Genomic DNA, 21,620 nt, shown 5'->3' on the forward strand with positions numbered 1-21,620 from the left:
CCGCCGCATCCGCCAGTCCCGCGCCGACATAGCCCCAGAAGGCCGGCTCGTGCCCGGCGCCGCCTCCGATCACCAGCCCGACCTTGCCCGGTCTCGGCCCGTGGACGGCGCGGACGGCGCGCGCGGTGCCGGGAACGGAAGCGATCAGCGTGCCGTGGGCGGCGAGCGCGCCCTCGAGCGCCTCGTCCACGGCGCGGCGCGGATCGTTCAGGAGCTTCTTGGTCTGGGTGCGCTCCGCGAGCGGGCGGGGCGGCGCGGCGGGCGCCTCGCGGCGGCCGGGCTCGCTCCAGCCGTCCGCCGTCAGGACGCCCCAGCCCGTCACCGCGTCGGTGACGAGGACGCTGACATAGCCGCCGCGCAGCGCGCCGAGGATCGCGGGCACCTTGTCGGGGCCGCCGGCCACCGCGATGCGCTGCGAGACGGCGCGCAGGCTCACGAGGTCGATGCCGATCGTGCGCCGGTCGAGGGGGCCGAGCACCGGCTCGCCCGAGGCCGAGATGAAGCGGCCCGCGATCGAGCCGATCGCCCGCGCCTCGTAGTCGTGCTGCGCGACGCCCTCGAAGAAGCCGCTCGTGTGGATCGTGCTCTCGGGGCGCAGCGAGGAGATGCCGAAGACGATGCGGTTGGCCTCGGCGAGAACCGCCATCTGCTCGGCCAGCACCGTTTCGTCGAGCAGCATGTCGCGCATGGCCGCGCTCGACACGATCGCGGGGGCCGAGAGGGGAATGCAGCGCGCGCGCATGGCTTCGGCGAGGCGCGAGGCGCAGGCTTCCGGGGTCCAGGGGATCTTGGCGGTCGTGCCGCCCGTCGCCTGCACGACGCGAAGGTCCGCAAGGCCCGGAAGGTCGAGCGCCTCGGCCAGGGCGAGGGCGGTGCGTCCCCAGGTGACGGCGATCGTGTCGCCCGAGCGCACGAAGCGCCGCAGCGCCTGCGCGCCCGCCGAGCCGAGGCGCGCGATCAGCGAGCGCTCGCCCCCCGTGGTCGGCACGACGAGGCAGTCTTCGAGGCCGAAGCGCTCGCGCAGCGCCTCGGCGAGCGTGAGGGCGCGGAACTGCCGGGGCTCGATCTCCACCGTCACGAGGCCGCGCGCCCGCGCTTCCGCCAGGTAGCTGTTCACGGAGGCGCGGGAGATACCCATCTCGGCGGCGATGTCGCCCTGCGTCATGCCCTCCTCGTGGTAGAGCCACGAGGCCCAGAGCAGCGAGTCGTCGCCGAAGCGCAGCGGCATGGCCGACGACTCGCCGGCCGGGCGCCCGGAAGGCCGCGCCATCAGCGCTCCCCGCTCCGGCGCGCGGCGAGCGCCTCGTGGGCCTCGCGCATCGCCTCCACCACGATCGCCGCCGAGGCGGCGCCCGGATCCACATGGCCGAGGCTGCGGGTGCCAAGCCGGGCCGCGCGGCCCTTGGAGGCGGTCATGGCGCGCGTCGCCTCGCGCCCCTCCCGCGCGGCACGGGCAGCGGCGGCGAGCGCCTCCTGGACCTCGGCCCCTTCCGCCACCGCCGCCGTCGCGGCACGCACCGCCGGGCCGAAGGCGTCCATCATGGTCTTGTCGCCCGGTGCCGCCTTGCCGCGCCGCGCGATGCCCTCCGCAAGACCCGCCAGGATCACGATCAGGTCCCCATCCTCCAGTTCGTCTCGTCCCGCGAGGCGCCGCCCGGCCTCGGCGAAGCCGCCGGCATAGAGCGGTCCGGCGGTCGCGCCGACCGCGTCGAGAAACGAGCGGGCGGCGATCGGCAGGAGATCGGCGGCGCCCGTCCCGCGCATGGCCGCCGCCTGCGTGTCGCGCACCACCGCCGCAAACCCCTCCGACATGGTGCGGCCGTGGTCGGCGTCGCCGATCGCTCCGTCGAGCTCGCCCAAGGCGTCGCGCGCCTCGTCGAGCCGCTGGGCGAGGGTGCGCAGGATGTCGACGAACTGGTCCGCGGTCAGTCTGGTCATGGCGCAAGTGTCGGGCGGCCGGACGATTCTTCAAGCGACCCGGCCGGGGATAGCGTGCCGGACTTAGCTTATACCGATTGACATATTCCGGCGTGAATCGAATATTGTCGAAACGGCGGGCCGAGGAGGAATCGGCCGGCGGGAGTCCGCGTCCGGGCTTCGGGAGGGAATGCCATGACGACCCCGCTCTTGAAGGTGGAAGGGCTTCGCAAGTCCTTCGGCGGCATCGCCGCGTTGCGGGACGGCCGCTTCGAGCTGGAAGCCGGTTCGGTCCATGCCCTGTGCGGCGGCAACGGCGCGGGCAAGTCCACCTTCCTCACCATCGTCATGGGCATCCAGAAGCGCGACGGCGGCACGATCTGGCGCAAGGGCCAGCCGGTCGACTTCTCCAGTCCCGCCGACGCGCTGAAGGCCGGCATCGCCATCATCGAGCAGGAACTGAGCCCGGTTCCGCACATGAGCGTCGCCGAGAACATCTTTCTCGGCCGCGAGCCCTCGCGCCGCTTCGGCGGCATCGACTTTCGCGCCATGAACAAGCGCGCCCAGTCGCTGCTCGACGATCTCGGCTTCGCGATCGACGCGCGCCAGGCCATGGCGACGCTCTCGGTCGCCCAGATGCAGCTCGTCGAGATCGCCAAGGCCTTGAGCCACGACGCCGAGGTCATCTTCATGGACGAGCCGACGTCCGCCATCGGCGAGCGCGAGGCCCAGCATCTCTTCTCCGCGATCGAGCGCCTGAGGGGGCAGGGGCGCGGCATCGTCTACGTCTCGCACCGCCTGTCCGAGATCTTCCAGATCGCCGACAGCTACACCGTGTTCCGCGACGGGGCCTATGTCGCGAGCGGCAAGCTCACCGAAACCGACCGCCCCGGCCTGATCCGCATGATCGTCGGGCGCGAGATGGGCGAGGAATACATCAAGACCAACACGCCCACCGAGACGGTCGGGCTCTCGGTCGAGGGCCTCGGCAGCCCGGGCCGCATCGACGACATCTCGTTTTCCGTGCGCAAGGGCGAGATCTTCGGCATCTACGGCCTGATGGGCTCGGGCCGCACCGAGATCTTCGACGCCCTGTTCGGCCTCGACCCGAAGGCGCAGGGGCGCATCGCGCTGGACGGCGCGCCGGTCACCGTGCGCCGCCCGGCGGACGCGATGGCGCAAGGCCTCGCCTTCGTGACCGAGGACCGCAAGAACAGCGGGCTGAACCTTCACGACACGGTGCGCGGCAACATCGCGCTCGCCTCCCTGCCGGAGATGAGCCCCGCCTTCGCCATGCGCGGGCGCGAGGAGGCCGAGGCCAGCCGCACCATGATCGAGCGCTTCCGCATCAAGGCGGCGCGCGACACGATGCCCGTGTCGGGCCTGTCGGGCGGAAACCAGCAGAAGGTCGTGCTCGGCAAGTGGTTCCTGAGGAAGCCTCGGGTCCTGCTCCTCGATGAGCCGACGCGCGGCGTCGATGTCGGCGCCAAGCGCGAGATCTACCGCATCATCTGCGAGTTCGCGGCCGCCGGCGGGACGGTCGCCATGATCTCGTCGGAAATCGACGAGGTGCTGGGCCTGTCGGATCGCGTCATGGTGATGCGCGGTGGTCGCTCGGCCGGCATCCTGTCGCGCGGTGAGGCGAGCGCGCAGTCGCTCGTCCACCTCTCGACCTGAACCACAAACGACGCGCCGCGCCCGCCGGAATAGGGAAGAGTCACGTGACCGACATCAACGCGAAAGCCGCCGACCCGGCGCTGGGCGCCGAGCGCCGCCGCCTGCTCATTCAGGAATACGGCATCTTCATCGCCTTCCTGATCCTGGTCGGCGTCCTGTCCGTGTCGAGCCCCTACTTCCTGACGGCGGGCAACATCTCCAACGTCCTGCTGCAGACGTCGATCAACGGCATCCTCGCCATCGGCATGACCTTCGTCATCCTGACGCGCGGCATCGACCTGTCGGTCGGCTCGGTGGTGGCGCTGGCGGGCATCGTGAGCGCGAGCTTCGTCACCACGACGGCGACGGCGAGCGTGGCGGGCGGACCCTATCCGGTGGTGCTGGCGCTCGCGATCGGCATCGGCGTCGGCGTCCTCAGCGGCGCGATCGTCGGCGCGATCGTCTCGCGCTTCAACGTGCCCGCCTTCGTGGCGACGCTCGGCATGCTGTCGGCGGCGCGCGGCATGACCCTGATCTACGGCGGCGGGCGGCCCGTGCCGGGCCTCGTTCCCGACTTCCGCTGGATCGGCACGGGCAACATCCTCGGCGTGCCCATGCCCGTCGTGATCCTCGCCGTCGTCTTCGCGGTGTCCTGGTGGCTTCTGTCGTCCACGCGCTTCGGCCGCTACATCTACGCGGTCGGCGGCAACCCGCACGCGGCCAAGACGTCGGGCATCAACGTCGCGCGCATCCGCTTCCTGGTCTACGTGATCTCGGGCGCCCTGTCGGGCCTGGCGGGCATGATCCTGTCGGCGCGCACCGGCTCGGCGCTGCCGCAGGCGGGCGTCGCCTACGAGCTCGACGCCATCGCGGCGGTCGTGATCGGCGGCACCTCGCTGTCGGGGGGCGTCGGGCGCGTCACCGGCACGCTGATCGGGGCGCTGATCATCGGCGTCATGAACAACGGCCTCGATCTCATGGGCATCCAGTCCTACTACCAGCAGATCCTAAAGGGAGCCCTGATCGTGGGCGCGGTGATGCTGGACCAGAAGCGCAGCCATTCGGCCTGACGCCTCGGTGAGTTTCGCCCGGCCGTCGCCGCCGGGCCGAAGGGAGGCGCGCGCCATTCCGGGCCGCCTCGATGGTTCCAAAGGGAGGATACCTCACATGAAGACCTTGCTGCTCGCCCTCGGGCTCGCGACCGCGCTGTCGGCGCCGGTCATGGCGCAGGAGAAGCTGAAGATCGGCGCAACCGTCTACGGCCTCAACGCCGAGTTCATGCAGATCTGGACCGCCGCGCTCCAGAAGCACCCCGCCGTCCAGAAGGGCGAGGTCGAGGTGACCGTGTTCGACGGCCGCTACGACGCACTGGTCCAGCAGGAGCAGTTCAACACGATGATCACGCAGAAGTACAACGCGATCATCTTCGTGCCGATGGACGTCGAGGCGGGTGCGGCCCCCGTGCAGGCGGCGGTCGACGCCGGCATCCCGGTGGTCGGCTCCAACGCGCGCGTCAACTCCGACGCGCTGACATCCTATGTCGGCTCCAACGACGTCGAGGCGGGCGAACTGGAAGCCAAGGCCGTGCTCGACAAGATCGGCTGCAAGGGCAACGTCGTGATCATCGAGGGCCCGATCGGCCAGAGCGGCCAGATCCAGCGCCTCGAGGGCAACGAGAAGGCGCTCAAGGCCTGCCCCGACGTGAAGGTCCTGGAGAAGCAGACCGGCAACTGGTCGCGCGCCGAGGCCCAGACCCTGATGGAGAACTGGCTGACCTCGCATCCCGGCCAGATCAACGGCGTGATCGGCCAGAACGACGAGATGGCGCTCGGTGCGATCGAGGCGATCAAGGCCGCCGGCCTCAACGTCTCCGACTTCGCGATCGCGGGCGTCGACGGCGTGACGGACGCCATCAACGCCGTGAAGGCGGGCGAGATGGCCTCGATCCTCCAGGACGCGAACGCGCAGGCGCAGGGCGCGCTCGACATCGCGATCAAGGCGGTGAAGCCCGACTACCAGCCGGAATCGCCGATCTGGAAGCAGTACCCCTCGATGGGCTGGGAAGACGGCAAGGCCAAGACCTACCTCGTGCCCTGGACCCCGGTCACGACCGCGAACGCCGACGAGCTCCTGAAGTCGCGCCAGTAGCACTGCTCGCGGCGGCCGGGCGATCCGGCCGCCGCAACCCGTCTCCCTTCCACCCTCTGCCCGGAGCCTCCCGTTGAGCGACGCGCCTTCTATCGACCTCGACTTCTCGCTGGCGACCAAGGTCGCCCTCGTCACCGGCGGCGGCTCGGGCATCGGACAGGCCATCGCGCGGGCGCTGGCCGCCAAGGGCGCGCGCGTCGCGCTTCTCGACAACAACCTTCAGGCGGCCGAGGCGACGGCTGCGACCTTGCGCGACGCGCGCGCCTTTCGCTGCGACGTGGCCGACCCGTCCTCCGTCGAGGACGCCGTCGGCGCGGCGGCGGATGCCTTCGGGCAGCTCGACATCGTGGTCAACAGCGCGGGCATCGTGGCGCTGGCGCCCGCCGAGGCGCTGACGCTCGACCAGTGGGACCGCACCATCGCGATCAACCTCAAGGGCACCTTCCTCGTCAGCCAGGCCGCCGGGCGCCGCATGATCGCGGCCGGCCGGGGCGGGCGCATCGTCAACCTCGCCTCGCAGGCCGGCACGGTCGCGATCGAGGAGCACGTGGCCTACTGCGCTTCGAAGTTCGGCGTGATCGGCCTCACCAAGACGCTCGCCGCCGAGTGGGGCCGCCACGGCATCACCGCCAACACGATCTCGCCGACCGTGGTTCTGACCGAGCTCGGCAAGGCCGCCTGGGCGGGCGAGAAGGGCGAGGCCGCCAAGCGGCGCATCCCCGTGGGCCGCTTCGCCTATCCCGACGAGATCGCCGCCGCCGCCCTGTTCCTCGCTTCGGATGCCGCCGCGATGATCAACGGCGCCGACCTCGTGGTCGACGGCGGCTACACGATCCTCTGATCCCCCAAAGCCCCTTTCGAACGGACCCCAGTCCCATGCAGCGCTTCATCAACGACCCCGACCAGGTGGTCGACGACACCGTCCGCGGCTTCGTGAAGGCCCATTCCGACCTCGTGCGCCTGTCGGAGACGAACCGGCGCGTCGTGGTCTCGACGGCTGCGCCGAAGGCGGGGCGCGTCGGGGTCGTGACGGGCGGCGGCTCGGGCCACGAGCCCGCCTTCATCGGATATACCGGACGCGGGCTGGTGGACGCGGTGGCCGTGGGCGAGCTCTTCTCCTCGCCGACCGCCAAAAGCTTCCATGACGCCATCAAGGAGGCCAATGGCGGCGCGGGCGTCGTATGCCTCTACGGCAACTATGCCGGCGACAACATGAACGTGAAGATGGCGACCAAGCTCGCCAGCAAGGACGGGATCGAGGTGGCGGTCGTGGTCGCCAACGACGACGTCTGCTCGGCGCCGGCCGCCGAGCGCGAGAAGCGCCGGGGCGTCGCCGGCGAGATCTTCATGTGGAAGATCGGCGGCGCGAAGGCGGCCGAGGGCGGGAGCCTCGAGGAGGTGCGCGCCGTCGCCCAGAAGGCGATCGACAGCTGCCGCTCGATCGGGGTGGGCCTCGGGCCCTGCACTCTGCCCGCCGTCGGCCATCCGAACTTCCAGATCGAGCCCGGCACGATGGAGGTCGGCATCGGCCACCACGGCGAGCCCGGCATCCGCGTGGAGCCGCTGAAGACGGCGGCCGAGGTCGCGCGCGACATGGCGCGCATCGTGCTCGACGACCACGACCTGGCCTCGGGAACCGAGGTCGCCGTCCTTGTCTCGGGCCTCGGCGCGACGCCGCTGAACGAGCTCTACATCCTGAACGACACGATCGAGGAGGAGATCCGTGCGCGCGGCCTCTCGATCCATCGCACCTATGTCGGCAACTACTTCACCTCGCTCGAGATGGTCGGCGCGACGCTGACCGTCGTCGCGCTCGACGACGAGCTGAAGCGGCTTCTGGATGCCGAGGCGCGTGCGCCCGGCTTCGCCGGTTGAGGGAGACGGGACCGATGCAGAGCTTTCCCAATGCGGGCGGCGGCGCCATCGTCGAGGCGATGGCGGCGCGGATCGTCGAGAACCGTGCCTATCTCTCCGAGATCGACGGCAAGATCGGCGACGGCGACCACGGCGTGAACATGGCCAAGGGCTTCGGCATGGCGGCGGAGCGGCTGAAGGGCCGCGAGGCGACGCTGGCCGAGGCCATGGCGCTTCTCGGCGAGGTGCTGATGGGCGAGATCGGCGGCTCCATGGGTCCGCTCTACGGCATGACCTTCACCGAGTTCTCTGAAGCCATCGAGGGCCGGGACGCGATCGACGCTGCCCTGTTCTCGGCCATGCTCCACAAGGGGCTGGAAGGCGTGCAGTCGATCGGCTCGGCCAGGGTCGGCGACAAGACCCTTCTCGACACGTTCGTGCCGGCGGTGGAAGCCTTCGATGCGGCGACGGCGCAAGGCCGCCCGTTCGCCGAGGCGCTGGACGCGCTCGTCGAGGCGGCGGACCGGGGCCGCGACTCCACGGTCGACCTCGTGGCGAAGGTCGGCCGCGCGAGCCGGCTCGGCGAGCGCTCGCGCGGCGTTCTCGATGCCGGCGCGACGTCCTGCGCCATGATCCTCGGCACGCTGGCCGAGGGGGCGAAGGCGCGTCTCGCCTGAGGCTCGCCTCACGGCGCGGAGCGGATCACCACTCCACGCCGATCTTGCCGAAGTGGCCGGCGCCTTCCTCGTAGCGGAAGGCGTCGGCGAGATCGTCGAGCGCGAAGCGGCGGTCGATCACCGGCCGCACGTTGTTCGCCTCCAGCGCCCTGACGAAGTCCTGCTGCTGCTGGCGGTTGCCCACGATCAGGCCCTGAAGCCGGGCCTGCTTGGTCATGAAGACCCCGGTCGGGATCTCGCCCGAGAAGCCGGTGAGGACGCCGATCAGGGAGATATGGCCCCCGATCCGCACAGCCTCGATGGACTGGGCGAGCGTTCCCGGCCCGCCGACCTCGACCACGTGGTCGACGCCCGCCCCATCCGTCCAGTCACGGATGCGCCGGCCCCATTCGGGCTCGGCCTTGTAGTTCAGCGTGAACTCGGCGCCCATCGCCTTCGCCCGCTCCAGCTTCTCGTCGGACGAGGACGTGATCGCGACCCGCGCGCCGAACATCCGCGCGATCTGCAGCGCCCAGATCGACACGCCGCCGGTTCCCAGAAGGAGCACCGTGTCGCCCGCCTTGAGCGCGCCGTCGCCAACCAGCGCGCGCCAGGCGGTGAGGCCGGCGGTCGTGATCGCGGCGGCCTCCACCGCGTCGTAGCCCTTCGGCGCGCGGGTGAAGGCGGTGGCGGGCAGCACCACGGTTTCCTGCGCGAAGCCGTCGATGCCGTCGCCCGGCGTGCGCCGGAAGTCGCCGACGGTCGCCGGGCCCGCCTGCCAGTCCGGAAAGAAGCACGAGACCACCGTGTCGCCGGGCTTGAACTCCGTGACGCCCTCGCCGACGCTGTCCACCACGCCCGCCCCGTCGGCCAGGAGGACGCGCCCATCGTCCGCCTTCATCTGGCCCTTGGCGACCGACAGGTCGTGGTAGTTGATCGATCCCCCGTGGAGGGCCACGCGAATCTCGCCGCGTCCGGGCCGACCGGGATCGGGCCGGTCCTCGCGTTGAATGCGCTCGAGGCCGCCGGGGGCCCGCAACACCATCGCCTTCATCTGATCGTTCCTGTCTGCCTGCGGCCCTTGGTGGGCCGGTTGCCTGCTGAGATATGGGCAGAGGCTCGGGCGTCCATGGCGATCGAGCCTGCGATGCCGACACGCTCTGTTGAGGCGGAGCGACCCTCGCAGGCCGAGGTGGTCCGTCCGCAAAGAGCATCCTGCATCAATGAAATTGGTGTCGGTGCTTCTACCGAAGGGTCGGACGCCACCTATTTCGTGCGCGACCGATCGGTTGCCGGCGCCCCCGAAAGCCTTTGGGGGACGAGGCGGTTTCGGGCGGGAGCCGGCGCCCGCGACAACCGGGAACAAGCAGCCGGTTCACCTACACCTTCGCGAGGAGCGCGGCCTTTCATGACCACCACGATCCCGACCGACGACGTGCCCTTGCCTGCCTGCGCCCCGGTGATCCGGGCGGGCGCGAAGGCGGCGCGCGACGGCCAGCCGCGCACCGGCAACCCGCACGACCTCAACAGCGAGGACTGGATCAACTGGATGGACGGCTTCGACCACCAGACGGTCTGGACCGAGCACGGCCGGGGCGTTTACGACCCCTTCGCCGACGCGCCGGCCGATCCGCGTTGATCGATGGCCGGACCTGCCGGGCGGCCCGCGGCTTTCTCGCCTGGACCGCGCGTTACCTGTCGTCCCGCTCGGGCGTGCCGATCTCGCGCATCTTCGAGTTCGAGCGGGACCGGCCGATCGAGGAGGGCTACCGGCAAAGCCTCGAGGCGACCTTCCTGCGCCACGGCGTGGCGGTGACCGGCGACGGTCGCCAGACCACGGGCATCCGGGCGCTCCGCCTTCCCGAGCCGGCCGACGCCGCGATCGCGGCGGAGGTCCTTCCCGAACCATGATGTCGACCCCGCACCACGGAGCCAGGTCCATGGCCGACAGACTCGCCGCACAGACGGTCGAGCGTCAGCAGCTTCAGCAGATCATCGCCGGCCTGACCGAGGGCGTGATCCTGATCGACCCGGACCAGACGATCGCCTGGGCGAACCGGGCGGCGCTGGTGATGCACGGCGCGCGCGAGGTGTCAGACCTCGGCCGCGACGTCGACGAGTATCGCCGCCGCTACCAGCTTCGTTACCGCAACCACCACGCGGTCGACGAGGGCGCCTATCCGGCCGACCGGGTGGTGGCGGGGGAGATGTTCACAGACGTCGTGGTGGAGGTGGCGCGCGCGGGTGCGGCCGAGCCGGAGTGGGTGCATCGCGTGCGCTCGCTCGTGCTCACCGACGGGGAAGGGCAGCCGGACTGCCTGGTCCTGATCGTGACGGACGCCACCGACGAGATGCAGGCGATCGAGCGCTTCGAGCGTGCGTTCAACGCCAACCCGGCACCGGCCCTCATCTGCCGCATCTCGGACCTGCGCTTCATCCGCGTGAACCAGGGCTTCCTCGACATGACGGGCTACGCGCGCGAGGCGGTGATCGGCCGCTCGGTCTACGACCTCGACGTGATGGCGGGCGCCGACAAGCGCGAGGTCGGCAAGGCGCGTCTTGCCGCTTGGGAGACCGTGCCGCAGATGGAGGCCTCTCTCCCGCTGCCGGGTGGCGAGACCAAGCTCGTGATCGCCGCCGGACAGCCCATCGAGATGGGCGACGAGCGCTGCATGCTCTTCACCTTCGCCGACCTCGAGCCGCGACGGAAGGCCGAGACCGCGCTTCGCAACAGCGAGGAGAAGTTCGCCAAGACCTTCCGCCTCGCCCCCGTGCCCATGAAGATCTCGACGCTGGACGGCTTCCGCATCCTCGACGTCAACGAGGCCTTCCTGAAGGAGACGGGCTGGTCGATCGAGGAGGTCGTCGGCCGCTCCACCGCCGAGATCGAGCTTTGGGACACGGCCGCCACGCGGCGGCGGCAGGAGCGCGAGCTCGTCGAGACGGGCGGCTTCCGGGGCTACGAGGCGAAGCTGAAGAAGAAGGACGGCACGACCGCCGACTGCCTCGTCTCGGCCGAGACCGTGCGGATCGGCGGCGAGGTCTGCGTGCTCGACGTCTTCCAGGACATCACGGTGCGCAAGACGTCGGAGCTCGAGCTCGTCAAGGCGATCGAGGAGGCGCTGGCCGACACGTCCTGGCTGAGCCGCAGCGTCATGGAAAAGCTTGCCAACATGCGCTCGCCCCAACCCGAGGGCCAGGGACGCTCCAGCCTGGTCGATCTGACCGCCAAGGAACGGCAGGTCCTTGGCCTCGTGTCGCAGGGGCTCGACGATACCGAGATCGCCGAGAAGCTCTTCCTGTCGCGCAACACGGTGCGCAACCACGTGCAGCGCATCTACGCCAAGATCGGCGTCCACCGGCGCAGCGAGGCCATCGTCTGGGCGCGTGAGCGCGGCATCGTAGGCGCCGAGGCGGAACGGCGCGGACCCGCGCGCAAGCGGTGACAAGATCAGGGCGGGCGAGGGTTTATCGCGAGAAAGAAACGCGTGCGTCATACGCACTGATGCACCCGGCTCTTCGGAACCGGCTGCCGCGCCCCAGATCATCGGGTATGCAGGAAGGCCCGCCCGTCATGGTGCCGGGCCCGTCGACCGAGAGAAACCAGGGAGATCGACATGGACAAGGATCGCATCGAGGGCGCCAGGAAGCAGGTCGTCGGCTCCGTCAAGGAGGCGCTCGGCAAGGTGACGGGCAACAACCGCGTGGAGGCCGAGGGCGCCGCCGAGAAGACCGCCGGCAAGCTCCAGGGCAAGGCCGGCGAGGCCAAGGACGCGGTGCGCGACACGTTCAAGCGCTGATGGTCGAAGGCTATACGGCCGGAGCATCGAGATGCTGAACCTCTTTCGCAAGGACGGCGAGCTCGTCTCGCTCTGCGCCGTGCCGGACGGCGGCGCCCTGCCGCACTTTCTGCACGGAGCGGGCTGGGCGTTCGCCGGCAAGGTCGCCGACATCGCGGAGCAGCTGCCCGCGGCCGAGCGCGCGACCTTCCGGGAGGTGCTGCGCGAGACCGGCTACTACGTCTTCGTCGCCGCCTGACCCACAGGCCGCGGAGCTGCGGCAATCTCTAAACAAGGGGACGTCGCGCCGGAAGGGGGGACCGGCGTCCGAAGGGAGGACACATGCAGGAGCCGAGCGACGGCGATCTGACGCCGATCGTGCGGGAGCGGGCCTACTTCCTGTGGGAGGAAGCCGGGCGTCCCTACGGCCGCGAGTTCGAGTTCTGGGCGCGCGCCTCCGGCGAGATCGAGACCGACCGGCGCGCGGCGGCGGAGCGCCATCAGGCCGGGCGAAGCGTCGCGCGCTAGCGCCCCGCCCGCCACCCCCCCCCATTCCGCGCGCCGGAGTTCATGCGTCGAGGGCGCGGAGAGGAGAGGCCGCAGGACCGCCGTGGGTCCTGCGGCCTCTTGCGCTTATCGGGGGCAGGGCAATCTTGGTTCGCGAGGCAAGGAAGAGAGCATGCGAGCATTCGATGTCCTGACGCGGATCGCCTTCGGGGTGGCGAGCGCGGTCCTGATGATCCTGGCCTGCGCCCTGATCGTCTATGCCGGCTCGGGCGTGTGGGAGAGCCTGCGCGTGCCCGACCGCAGCCTCGGGGCGACCGCACTCGAGGCGGTCGGCTACACCGTGATCGCGATCGCCGTGTTCGACGTCGGCAAGTACCTTCTGGAGGAGGAGGCGATCCGGGGGCGCGAGATGCGCAATGCGGGCGAGGCGAGGCGCAGCCTGACGAAGTTCATCTCCACCATCATCATCGCCGTGCTCCTGGAGGCGCTCGTCACCGTGTTCGAGGCCGGCAAGGAGGATCCGCGCCTGATGATCTACCCGACCATGCTGCTCGTGTCGGGCTGTCTCCTGATCGTCGGGCTGGGCGTCTACCAGCGCCTCAGCATCAGCGCCGAGACCAAGGTCCGCGACCCGGAGGAAGAGGAGTAGTTCGAAGGTGGCGCGTTGACGGGGCCTTGTCCGCCGTATCGCAAGGCGTTCGAAACCTCCGCGTGCCAGAACCGGGCGCATGAACGAGCGATTGGCTGCGGCGAAGTCCTGGGCGAAGCGGATCAAGCGCGACGTCGTGGCCCTCTGGGTCGCGGCGCGCGATCCGCGCACGCCGGTGCTCGCCAAGATCGTCGCGGGATCGGTCGCCGCCTACGCCCTGTCGCCCGTCGATCTCATCCCGGATGTCATCCCGGTTCTCGGCCTTCTGGACGATCTCCTGATCGTGCCGTTCGGTATCCTCCTGGCCGTGCGCCTCGTCCCCGGACCCCTCATGGCGGAGTTCCGGGCCGAAGCCCTGCGGCGCGAGGCGCGACCGAGGAGCCGAGCGGGCCTCGCCGCGATCGTTCTGATCTGGGCCGCCGCCGCGATCGGCACGGCGTGGTTTCTCCTTCGCGACGGCTGATCGATCCGGCGGCCGGGGGCTTGCGGGCAAAAGCTGACGCGCTTCCTATATGAAGGGTCACAGGATCCGGAATCCGGAACCGCTTGCCGCGAGGAGGGCACCATGAGCGTAGCCTTCGTGAAGGAGCCGAACGAGGACCAGGTGGAGGCGCTGCCCGAGCGCGATCTCGGCACCGACCCCAACTTCGTGACGGCCCATGGACTGGAGCTACTCGACCAGGCGATCGCCGCCGGCGAAGCCGCGCTCGAAAAGGCGCGCGCCTCGGACGACAAGATCGCGATGGCGATGCTGAACCGCGACCTGCGCTACTGGCGCGCGCGCCGTTCCACAGCCCAGCTCGCCACGCCCGATCCCGACGGCGAGACGGTCCAGTTCGGGCACGACGTCACGCTGCGCCGGGCGGGGGGCGCGATCCAGCACTACCGCATCGTCGGCATCGACGAGGCCGACCCCGCCAAGGGCCTCATCTCCTACCTCTCGCCGCTGGCGCGCCAACTCATCGGCAAGGAGGAGGGCGACCGGTTCCGGATCGGTCCCGCCGAGGCCGAGATCGTGCGGATCGGGCAGGCCGCGAAGGTCTGATACCCGCCGTCGCCAAACCTGCGACGGCGGGGCGTCGCGCTGCGGTCGGATCGCTCTTCGGGAGCATGCGGCTCGACACGTCGCGCCCTTTCCTAATAATGGAAGGCGGCTAACCAATGCGGCGGCCGTGGCATTCCAGGAACATCTCATGAAACCTGTGAACGACAACGCTCAAGGCCTGCTGGCGCTTCGCCTGTCGGCCCATCTGCCGTTCGGCCGCAGCGAGCACGAACTCCTGTCCGGCCTTCCCTGGCGGATGGAGGAGATGTCCGCGCGGCACACGTTCATCCGGGAAGGCGACACGCCGAAGCATTCCTGCCTGATCGTGCGGGGCATCGTCGTGCGCACGCAGTACACCGCCGACGGCCAGCGCCAGATCCTGTCGGTTCACATTCCCGGCGACATGCCGGACCTGCAGAGCCTGCATATCCGGCGCATGGATCACGACATCGAGACCGTGAGCGCGGCGCGCATCGCCTTTGTCGGGCACGACGACCTGCGGCGCCTGTGCGACGCTTCCGCTCCTATGGCCGCCGCCCTCTGGCGCGAGAGCCTCATCGACGCGGCTCTCTTTCGCGCGGCGATCTTCCGCAACGCCCAGCTCGGCGCCGAGGCGCGCCTTGCCCACTTCCTGTGCGAGATGCAGATGCGCCACGGCGCCGTCGAGCTCGTGGGCGAGGACGGCTTCGAGTTCCCCATGTCGCAGGAGCTGATCGGCGAGGTCCTGGGCCTCACCGTCGTCAGCATCAACAAGGCGGCGCAGGCCCTGCGCGCCCAGCACCTCATCCGCATGGAAAAGGGTCGCGTCGTCGTCCTGGACTGGGACGGGCTGGTGCGCTTCGGCGAGTTCGACGGCTCGTTCCTTCATATGGAACAGCAGCAGCGCCCCCTCGCGGCCGCAGGCTGACGGCGGGCGGACTTCGCCGGATGCGCGGTGCGTCTCAGGCTGTCCTGGCGAGGGGCGCTACGATCTCCCGCTCCTCGTCCGCATCCTCGTCCAGAAGCTGGTACATCGCCAGCAGGGAGACGCAGCCGGAAAGCTCCAGCGCGTCCCCGGCGTCGATGCGCCCGCCTTCGTAATCCTCCACGATCTCGCGCAGGGTCATGCGATCAACTCCATCTCTCGTCTCAACGCGTTGAACGAGACAAAGATGGCGATACGATCATATGGCGCGATATAATTCATGGTCGCCGCTAAGAATCGGCGAGACCCACTCCCGCATCGCGCCGAGCGGAGGCGTCGGCCGGAGTGCTGCCGCCTCCCAGCCGCGCGAGGACGGCCACCGGCAGCATCCCGATCAGGACGATGAGAAGCGCGGCGATGGCGGCCTCTTCGTAGGTCCCACGCGCCGCCTCGCCGTAGAGGTGGGTCGCGAGCGTCTCGAAGTTCAGCGGGCGCAGGAGAAGGGTCGCGGGCAGTTCCTTCATGCAGTCGACGAAGACGAGGAGCCCGGCCGAGGCGATGGCGGCGCGGGTGAGGGGCAGGTGGACGCGCCGGAAGGCGGCGGCCGGGCCGTGGCCAAGGACGCGCGCGGCCCCGTCCAGCGAGGGGGAAATGCGCCCGAGGCCCGCCTCGACGCCCCCGATCGCGATCGCGGCGAAGCGTGCCGTGTAGGCGAGCACGAGCGCCGCGCCCGAGCCGAGCAGCACGAGGCCGGGCGAGATGCCGGCCAAGCGCTCCACGACGTCGGCGACGAGGCGGTCGAAGGCGCCGACCGGCACGAGAAGCCCGATCGCCAGCACGGTTCCGGGAACGGCGTATCCGAGGCTCGCCAGCCGCGCGGCGAGCGCCGCCCGGCGCCCGGGATAGGTGCGCCCGACATAGCCGAACAGAAGGCCGCAGCCGAGGATGGCGAGCGTCGCGGCCAGGGACACCGCGACCGTGTTGCCGATCTCGGCAATGATGCGCGGCGACACGCCTGCAAAGCGCACGCGCTTGGTGGCCTCCGACACGAGATAGGCGGCGGGCGCGGCGAAGCCGAGGAGGACCGGCAGGGCGCAGGCGAGCGTGGCGCCGAGCGCGGGCAGGCCGGCAAGCGGCACGGGCTGCATCGGACGCGGCTTCTGCGCGGCCGCCGCATAGCGCTGGCGGCGTCTTGCATGGCGCTCCGCCATGACGAGGAGCACGACCACGGCCAGCATGGCGAGTGCGATCTGCGCGGCGCCAGCCAGGTCGTTGCGGTTCACCCAGGTGGAATAGACCGAGACGGTAAGCGTCTGGACGCCGAGGAACTGCGAGGCGCCGATGTCGTTCAGCGTCTCCATCAGGGCCAGGCTCACGCCCACCGCGATCGCGGGGCGGGCGAGCGGCACCGCGACGCGGCCGAAGACCTCGGCGCGCGAGAGGCCGAGCGTGCGGGACGCCTCCACGAGGCTCGCCGCCTGGGTCAGGAACATCGCGCGCGTCGTCAGGTAGACGTAGGGGTAGAGGACGAGGCCGAGCAGCAGCACCGCGCCCGGCAGCGAGCGGATGTCGGGCAGGCGGAACTGGCGCGGGCTCGTGTAGCCGAGGACCCAGCGCACGAAGCCCTGCACGTCGCCCACGGGATGCAGGATGTCGAGATAGGCGTAGGCCACGACATAGGTCGGCACGGCGAGCGGCAGGAGCAGCGCCCATTCCAGGATGCGCTGGCCGGGAAAGCGGTAGGCCGTGACGAGCCAGGCCGTGCCGGTGCCGACCACGCCGACCAGCACGCCCACGCCGAGAAGAAGGGCGAGCGTGTTGAAGGCGACGGAGGGCAGGACAGCGCTCAGCAGGTGGCGCCAGAGATCGCCGCTTCCCCCCAGCGCCGCGACGGCCAGCGCGCAGACTGGCAGGCAGATGGCGGCCGCGACCAGGAAGGACGCGAGCCGCCATCCGGCCGAGCCGGTGAACGCAAGACGAGTGGACGCGCGGGAGGAGGCCATGAGGCGATCGGGGCCGGGACGCCAGGTCCCGGCCTGGTTCGTCACGTCAGCCGTCGAACCCGACCTTCTCGGTCAGCTCGCTCGCCTGCTTGCGGAACTTCACGCCCTCCACGATGTCGATCGTGTCGGGCTTGAGCGGTCCGAACTCGGCGATCAGCGGATCGACGCTCGCCTTCGCGCTGACGGGATATTCGAAGTTCGCCTTGGCATAGATCGCCTGCGCCTCGTCGGAAACGAGATATTCAAGGAAGCGCACGGCCTCCGCACGGTTGGGGGCGTGTCGGGCGACGGCGCCGCCCGTGATGTTGACCTGCGTGCCGCCGTTCTCGAACGTCGGCAGGATCATCTTGATGCCTTCGGCCCATTGCTGCTGCTCGGGGCCGCCCTTTCCGCTGCGCATCAGGCCGACATAGTAGGAGTTGGCGACGCCGATGTCGCACAGGCCCCCGGTGATGTCGCGCGCCACGTCCCGGTCGCCGCCGCCGGCCGGCCGGGCGAGGTTCGCCTTGAGGCCCGCGAGCCAGGTCTCGGCCTCGGCCTCGCCGTGATGGGCGATGAAGGAGCCCGTCAACGCGACGTTGTAGGGGTGAAGCCCCGAGCGGATGCAGACGCGGTTCTTCCACTTCGGATCGGCGAGGTCCTCGTAGGTGATCGCCGCGAGGTCGAGGTCCTTGGCGGCGTAGAGCGCGCGGGCGCGCATGGACAGGGCGAACCAGTGGCCGGCGTCGTCGCGCAACGTCGCGGGAATTGCGGCCTCGAGGGCCTGGGAGGAGACGCTCTGCGTCAGGCCACGCTCCACGAGGTCGACGAGGACGCCCGCGTCCACCGTCATCAGAAGGTCGGCGGGCGAGCGGTCGCCCTCGGCGGTGACGCGCTCAGCCAGGCCCTCTTTCAGGAAGATCGTGTTGACCGTCGTGCCGCTCGCCTTCGTGAAGGCGTCGATGAGAGGCTGCACGAGGCCCGGCTCGCGGGTCGTGTAGAGGTTGAGCTCGGTCGCCGCGGCGCCGCCCGCCGTTCCCGCCAGGAGCGCCAGACCGACCAGCGCCCGCCCGTATGCCCGCATGCCCATCGCCATCCGCTCTACCCTCTCTTCGATCGCGTTCCGGATCGGGGAGGGCCATGCACATAGATGATCGATTCAGTCAACTTATCGATGCGTCGCAGTCGAGCCGGAACCGTTCGAAGATTTCATGGCCCGCACGCCCGCCTGCTTGCCGCGCGAGACGGGCAACACGGCAAGCCGTTGCTTTGCCGACATCTGTCCGCAGATCGGTAACGACTGGGAGTCGCTGTCTGGAATGCTTCTAAGCGAGGTTCTCGTCGGGAAACACGAAGACGTGTTCCGCCGGGGCGACGATCAACACCTTGTCGCCTGCCTCGAGAGCGGTCCGGTCCGTCGAGCGGACGCGCAGGTCTGCCTCCAGTCCCGGCACGGCCACGCGGACCTCCTCGATTTCGCCGAGAAGGGTGTGCCGCGTCACCCGGCCCTCGACGCCCTCGACGCCTTCTCCGGTGCGCGCAAGGCGCAGGATGTGGGGCCGGATGTGAGCGGTCGCGCGCGTGCCGTCGGCCAGGCCGGGAGCGGGGAAGTCGCCGAGCGGCGTCGCGAGGCGCCCGTTCCGGCATGTCCCCGCGATCCGGTTGGAGCTGGCGAAGAACTCTGCCGCATGGGCGTCGGCCGGATGGTCGAAGAGGTCGGCGGGCGTGCCGGCCTGGACGACGCGCCCCGCGCGCATGAGGATCACCCGGTCGCCCGAGGAAAGGGCTTCCTCGGGATCGTGCGTCACCATCACCACCGTGGTGCCGAGGTCGCCGAGGATGGCGAGCGTTTCGGCGCGCACGCCCTCCCGCAGGAACCGGTCGAGGTTCGAGAAGGGCTCGTCGAGCAGCATGATGCCGGGCCGGGGCGCCAGAGCGCGGGCGAGCGCGACGCGCTGCTGCTCGCCGCCCGACAGCATGTGCGGGAAGCGCTCGGCCAGATGCTCGATGCCGAGGCGCGCCAGCACGTCGCCGGCCAGGCGGCGTGCGGTGGCGCGCGCATGGCGCCGGAGCCCGAACAGGATGTTGTCGGTGACGCTGAGATGGGGAAACAGCGCGTAGTCCTGGAACAGGAAGCCGATGCCCCGGTCCTCCGGCTCGACGAAGACGCCGGGTCCCGACAGCACGAGGCCCTCGGCCTCGACGCACCCCGCCAAGGGCCGCTCGATACCGGCGAGGATGCGCAGGAGCGTCGTCTTTCCGCAGCCCGAATGCCCGACGAGGCAGGCGACCTGTCCGGTGGGGACGCGAAACGACACGTCGCCGAGGACCTGCGTCCGGCCGAAGCCGTGCGTGATCCCGGAGATGTCGAGCGACAGGCGGGCGGGCGGGGGCTGCTGGTTCATCCGTGGGCTTTCGGCTCTTGGGCGCTCCGGTCCCATAGCATTCCAGGACCCGGCGGTAAGCCGCCTTCGGCCTGCCGCGCCTAGCGCGGCCTGGCGAGCCAGAGTTGGAGTTCGGCCTCGGCCTGTTCCAGGCCGCCCCGGTTGAGGAGCTTGCGCGACAGGGCGAGCGAGACCGCGCGCATACGCAGGTTGAAGACCTCCGCGCCGCGCTCGGCGTCGTAGACGCCGAGCTTGTCGTAGATCTGCTGGAGGCGGTTCTGGACGGAACGAAGCGAGATGCCGCGCCGCTCGGCGATCACGCGGTCGGTGAGACCGAGCGCGAGGTCGGTCAGGATCTCGTATTCGACGTCGGTGAAGCTGCCCGAGCGGTCGGCGGAGCGCTGCTGGAGCGTGCGGATCTCGCGGTCGATCACGCACTGGCCCTCGAGGAAGACGCCGCGCAACGCCAGCGCAAGGCGCTCCTCGGAAGCCGACTTCAGGACATAGCCGTAGGCCGCACCCGGCGGCACGATGCGCGACACGCCCCGCACATAGGCCTCGTCGGCATAGTTCGACCAGAACATGATCGAGGTGGCGGGCCGCTCGCGCCAGACCGCACGCGCCATGTCGACGCCGGTGCGCTCGGGCATTTGGAGGTCCACCACCACGGCCGCGGGATCGTGCTCGCGCGCCAGGCGCTCTCCCTTGAGCCCGTTCTCCGCCTCCAGAAGCTCGCAGCCCGGCAGCGTGTGGGCGAGGACGTCGCGCAGGAAGGCGCGGTGGACGGCGTCGTCCTCGACGATCAGCACCTTCACCGCGCGTCCTCCCGCCCGTCGCGCTCGCCGAGCGGCAGCGCGATCGAGACCAGCGTGCCGCGCGCATCGGTGCGGCGCGCGATCTGGAACTGGGCGCCGACGAGGCGCGCGCGCGTCTGCATGTTGCGGATGCCGCCGACGCGGCGGCGCTGCGCGAGCGAGGCGAAGCCCACGCCGTCGTCGCGGATCTCGATCACCAGCGCCTCGCCCTGGCGGCGCAGCTCGACCTCGATCAGCGCGGGCTCGGCATGGTGCGCCGCGTTGTTCACCGCCTCTTGGACGATGCGGAAGAGCGCCACGCGCAGCGGCTCCTCCAGCCGCTCCACCACCGCGCCGCCCCCGTTCAGGAAGCGCCAGTCGATGCGCGTCGCCCCGCCGCCCAGCGCCCGGCCGAGAAAGTCCTCGATGCCCTCGGCAAGGCCGAAGAGCTGCAGGACGTTGGGCCGCGCGTCGTCGATGATCTCGCGCAGCTCGCGAATGCAGCGGTCGAGTTCCTCGGCGACCGCCGCAAGCTCGCCCTCGCCCGCCTCCGCTCCCCCGCGCAGCCGGGCGAGCCGGCGCGACAGGCGCGTCAGGTCGGCAAGGGTCAGGTCGTGAAGGTCCATGCCGATGCGCTGGCGCTCGCGCTCTAATTCCTCGGTGAGGCGCAGCGCGCCCTCGCGAAAAGCTTCCTCGCGCGTGCGCCCCTCGGCCTCCTCGATCGCCAGGCGCCGCGTGTCCTCGGCGGCGCGAAGCGCGAAGAAGTAGGGCGCCAGCATGTCGGCGACGTGCCGGGCGAAGGGGATGTCGGCGGGGGTGAAGAGGTCGCGCTCGCGGCTGGAACAGGAGAGGGCGCCGATGATCTCGCCGCGCACGAGCAGCGGCACGTGGATGCGGCTTCGCAGCGCCGCGTCGCGGATCGGATGGGCGAAGGCGCCCGCGAAGTGGAAGCGCGGGTCCGCCATGGCGTCGCCCGTCATCAGGTGATCCGCCTCGCCGCGCAGCACCGCGCGGATCGGGCTCATCGAGACCGGCATCGGCCGCTCGGTGAGGCTCCAGTCGGTGTGGGCGCCCGCCTCGAAGGCGACGTGGTGGTCGTGGCGCAGGATGCAGACGTCGAGATGGTCGTGCGGCAGGACGGGCTGCAGCCCGTCCGACACGGCCTGGATCGCGGTCTGGAAGTCGAGCTGGCCGGCGAGCGCCTGCGACACGCGCAGAAGGTGACCGAACAGGGCCTCCGCGCCGGGACGCACGCGTGCCGGGCGGGGCGTCGGTGCGGGCGTCGGGGAGGGGGCGGTCTCGCTCATGAACCGACAGCACCATGTCCCGCCGCCCGCCGCCAGTG

The 21,620-nt window shown here is 70.4% G+C and carries 25 protein-coding genes; 16 read left to right on the forward strand and 9 right to left on the reverse strand.

Annotated features, from left to right (window positions below):
- Both AUL35_RS11810 and dhaL (AUL35_RS11815) read right to left on the reverse strand, forming a co-directional pair.
- Positions 1-1,270 (reverse strand): sugar-binding transcriptional regulator (locus AUL35_RS11810; RefSeq protein ID WP_156417959.1); only part of this gene is annotated, 1,270 nt, incomplete at its 3' end.
- Positions 1,270-1,938 carry a dihydroxyacetone kinase subunit DhaL gene (dhaL, locus tag AUL35_RS11815; protein ID WP_062015021.1) on the reverse strand — a complete coding sequence of 223 codons (669 nt, stop codon included), beginning with the start codon at positions 1,936-1,938 and terminating at the stop codon, positions 1,270-1,272. The genes AUL35_RS11810 and dhaL (AUL35_RS11815), both read right to left, overlap by 1 nt.
- Before the next feature lie 174 nt (positions 1,939-2,112).
- Here dhaL (AUL35_RS11815) and AUL35_RS11820 point away from each other — a divergent pair, with 174 nt between their 5' ends.
- From AUL35_RS11820 to dhaL (AUL35_RS11845), 6 genes are all read left to right on the forward strand, one after another.
- The gene (locus AUL35_RS11820) at positions 2,113-3,594 is read left to right on the forward strand and encodes a sugar ABC transporter ATP-binding protein (protein WP_062015022.1); all 1,482 of its coding nucleotides are present in this window, start codon (positions 2,113-2,115) and stop codon (positions 3,592-3,594) included.
- Between the two features lie 44 nt (positions 3,595-3,638).
- Positions 3,639-4,643: an ABC transporter permease gene (locus AUL35_RS11825; RefSeq protein WP_062015024.1), complete on the forward strand. Its 1,005-nt coding sequence runs from the start codon at positions 3,639-3,641 to the stop codon at positions 4,641-4,643.
- A gap of 97 nt (positions 4,644-4,740) precedes the next feature.
- A complete protein-coding gene (locus AUL35_RS11830) occupies positions 4,741-5,721 on the forward strand; it encodes a substrate-binding domain-containing protein (protein WP_062015026.1) in 981 nt (326 codons plus the stop codon).
- 73 nt (positions 5,722-5,794) lie between these two features.
- Positions 5,795-6,562 carry an SDR family oxidoreductase gene (locus tag AUL35_RS11835; RefSeq protein WP_062015028.1) on the forward strand — a complete coding sequence of 256 codons (768 nt, stop codon included), beginning with the start codon at positions 5,795-5,797 and terminating at the stop codon, positions 6,560-6,562.
- A gap of 35 nt (positions 6,563-6,597) precedes the next feature.
- The gene (locus tag AUL35_RS11840; protein ID WP_062015029.1) at positions 6,598-7,596 is read left to right on the forward strand and encodes a dihydroxyacetone kinase subunit DhaK; all 999 of its coding nucleotides are present in this window, start codon (positions 6,598-6,600) and stop codon (positions 7,594-7,596) included.
- Between the two features lie 14 nt (positions 7,597-7,610).
- Positions 7,611-8,252: a dihydroxyacetone kinase subunit DhaL gene (dhaL, locus tag AUL35_RS11845; protein ID WP_062015031.1), complete on the forward strand. Its 642-nt coding sequence runs from the start codon at positions 7,611-7,613 to the stop codon at positions 8,250-8,252.
- Between the two features lie 25 nt (positions 8,253-8,277).
- Here the strand turns inward: dhaL (AUL35_RS11845) and AUL35_RS11850 are convergent, their stop codons facing one another.
- Positions 8,278-9,285 carry an NAD(P)-dependent alcohol dehydrogenase gene (locus AUL35_RS11850; protein WP_062015033.1) on the reverse strand — a complete coding sequence of 336 codons (1,008 nt, stop codon included), beginning with the start codon at positions 9,283-9,285 and terminating at the stop codon, positions 8,278-8,280.
- 354 nt (positions 9,286-9,639) lie between these two features.
- Between AUL35_RS11850 and AUL35_RS11855 the strand changes: the two genes are divergently transcribed.
- The 10 genes from AUL35_RS11855 (at position 9,640) to AUL35_RS11900 (ending at position 15,118) form a co-directional block, all read left to right on the forward strand.
- Complete coding sequence (locus AUL35_RS11855) at positions 9,640-9,870, forward strand: hypothetical protein (protein WP_062015035.1); 231 nt, start codon at positions 9,640-9,642, stop codon at positions 9,868-9,870.
- A complete protein-coding gene (locus AUL35_RS11860; RefSeq protein ID WP_062015037.1) occupies positions 9,867-10,142 on the forward strand; it encodes a hypothetical protein in 276 nt (91 codons plus the stop codon). Before AUL35_RS11855 ends, AUL35_RS11860 begins: the two co-directional genes overlap by 4 nt.
- Before the next feature lie 29 nt (positions 10,143-10,171).
- Positions 10,172-11,677: a PAS domain S-box protein gene (locus AUL35_RS11865; protein ID WP_062015039.1), complete on the forward strand. Its 1,506-nt coding sequence runs from the start codon at positions 10,172-10,174 to the stop codon at positions 11,675-11,677.
- Positions 11,678-11,848: 171 nt separating this feature from the next.
- A complete protein-coding gene (locus AUL35_RS11870; RefSeq protein ID WP_062015041.1) occupies positions 11,849-12,031 on the forward strand; it encodes a CsbD family protein in 183 nt (60 codons plus the stop codon).
- A gap of 31 nt (positions 12,032-12,062) precedes the next feature.
- Positions 12,063-12,269 carry a hypothetical protein gene (locus AUL35_RS11875; RefSeq protein ID WP_062015043.1) on the forward strand — a complete coding sequence of 69 codons (207 nt, stop codon included), beginning with the start codon at positions 12,063-12,065 and terminating at the stop codon, positions 12,267-12,269.
- Positions 12,270-12,352: 83 nt separating this feature from the next.
- Positions 12,353-12,538 (forward strand): DUF2934 domain-containing protein, encoded by a 186-nt coding sequence (locus tag AUL35_RS11880; RefSeq protein ID WP_062015044.1) that lies wholly within the window; start codon positions 12,353-12,355, stop codon positions 12,536-12,538.
- 151 nt (positions 12,539-12,689) lie between these two features.
- Positions 12,690-13,166 carry a hypothetical protein gene (locus AUL35_RS11885; RefSeq protein WP_062015046.1) on the forward strand — a complete coding sequence of 159 codons (477 nt, stop codon included), beginning with the start codon at positions 12,690-12,692 and terminating at the stop codon, positions 13,164-13,166.
- Between the two features lie 79 nt (positions 13,167-13,245).
- Complete coding sequence (locus AUL35_RS11890) at positions 13,246-13,629, forward strand: YkvA family protein (protein ID WP_062015048.1); 384 nt, start codon at positions 13,246-13,248, stop codon at positions 13,627-13,629.
- A 102-nt stretch (positions 13,630-13,731) separates the two neighbouring features.
- Positions 13,732-14,211, forward strand: coding sequence for a GreA/GreB family elongation factor (locus AUL35_RS11895; protein ID WP_062015050.1), 480 nt, complete (start codon positions 13,732-13,734; stop codon positions 14,209-14,211).
- 148 nt (positions 14,212-14,359) lie between these two features.
- Complete coding sequence (locus AUL35_RS11900) at positions 14,360-15,118, forward strand: Crp/Fnr family transcriptional regulator (protein WP_062015051.1); 759 nt, start codon at positions 14,360-14,362, stop codon at positions 15,116-15,118.
- Positions 15,119-15,152: 34 nt separating this feature from the next.
- Here the strand turns inward: AUL35_RS11900 and AUL35_RS22125 are convergent, their stop codons facing one another.
- The 6 genes from AUL35_RS22125 to AUL35_RS22135 form a co-directional block, all read right to left on the reverse strand.
- A complete protein-coding gene (locus tag AUL35_RS22125; protein WP_156417960.1) occupies positions 15,153-15,317 on the reverse strand; it encodes a hypothetical protein in 165 nt (54 codons plus the stop codon).
- A gap of 88 nt (positions 15,318-15,405) precedes the next feature.
- Positions 15,406-17,118 carry an iron ABC transporter permease gene (locus AUL35_RS11905; protein WP_062015154.1) on the reverse strand — a complete coding sequence of 571 codons (1,713 nt, stop codon included), beginning with the start codon at positions 17,116-17,118 and terminating at the stop codon, positions 15,406-15,408.
- 46 nt (positions 17,119-17,164) lie between these two features.
- A complete protein-coding gene (locus AUL35_RS11910) occupies positions 17,165-18,181 on the reverse strand; it encodes an extracellular solute-binding protein (protein ID WP_062015156.1) in 1,017 nt (338 codons plus the stop codon).
- Between the two features lie 241 nt (positions 18,182-18,422).
- Positions 18,423-19,502 carry an ABC transporter ATP-binding protein gene (locus AUL35_RS11915; RefSeq protein WP_062015053.1) on the reverse strand — a complete coding sequence of 360 codons (1,080 nt, stop codon included), beginning with the start codon at positions 19,500-19,502 and terminating at the stop codon, positions 18,423-18,425.
- Between the two features lie 80 nt (positions 19,503-19,582).
- Complete coding sequence (locus tag AUL35_RS22130) at positions 19,583-20,296, reverse strand: response regulator transcription factor (protein WP_062015055.1); 714 nt, start codon at positions 20,294-20,296, stop codon at positions 19,583-19,585.
- Entirely contained in the window at positions 20,293-21,582 is a 1,290-nt protein-coding gene (locus AUL35_RS22135; RefSeq protein WP_062015057.1) for a GAF domain-containing sensor histidine kinase, read from the reverse strand. Before AUL35_RS22135 ends, AUL35_RS22130 begins: the two co-directional genes overlap by 4 nt.
- Between the last annotated feature and the right edge of the window lie 38 nt (positions 21,583-21,620).

The sequence above is a fragment of the Aureimonas sp. AU4 genome, assembly GCF_001463765.1.
Classification (GTDB): domain Bacteria; phylum Pseudomonadota; class Alphaproteobacteria; order Rhizobiales; family Rhizobiaceae; genus Aureimonas.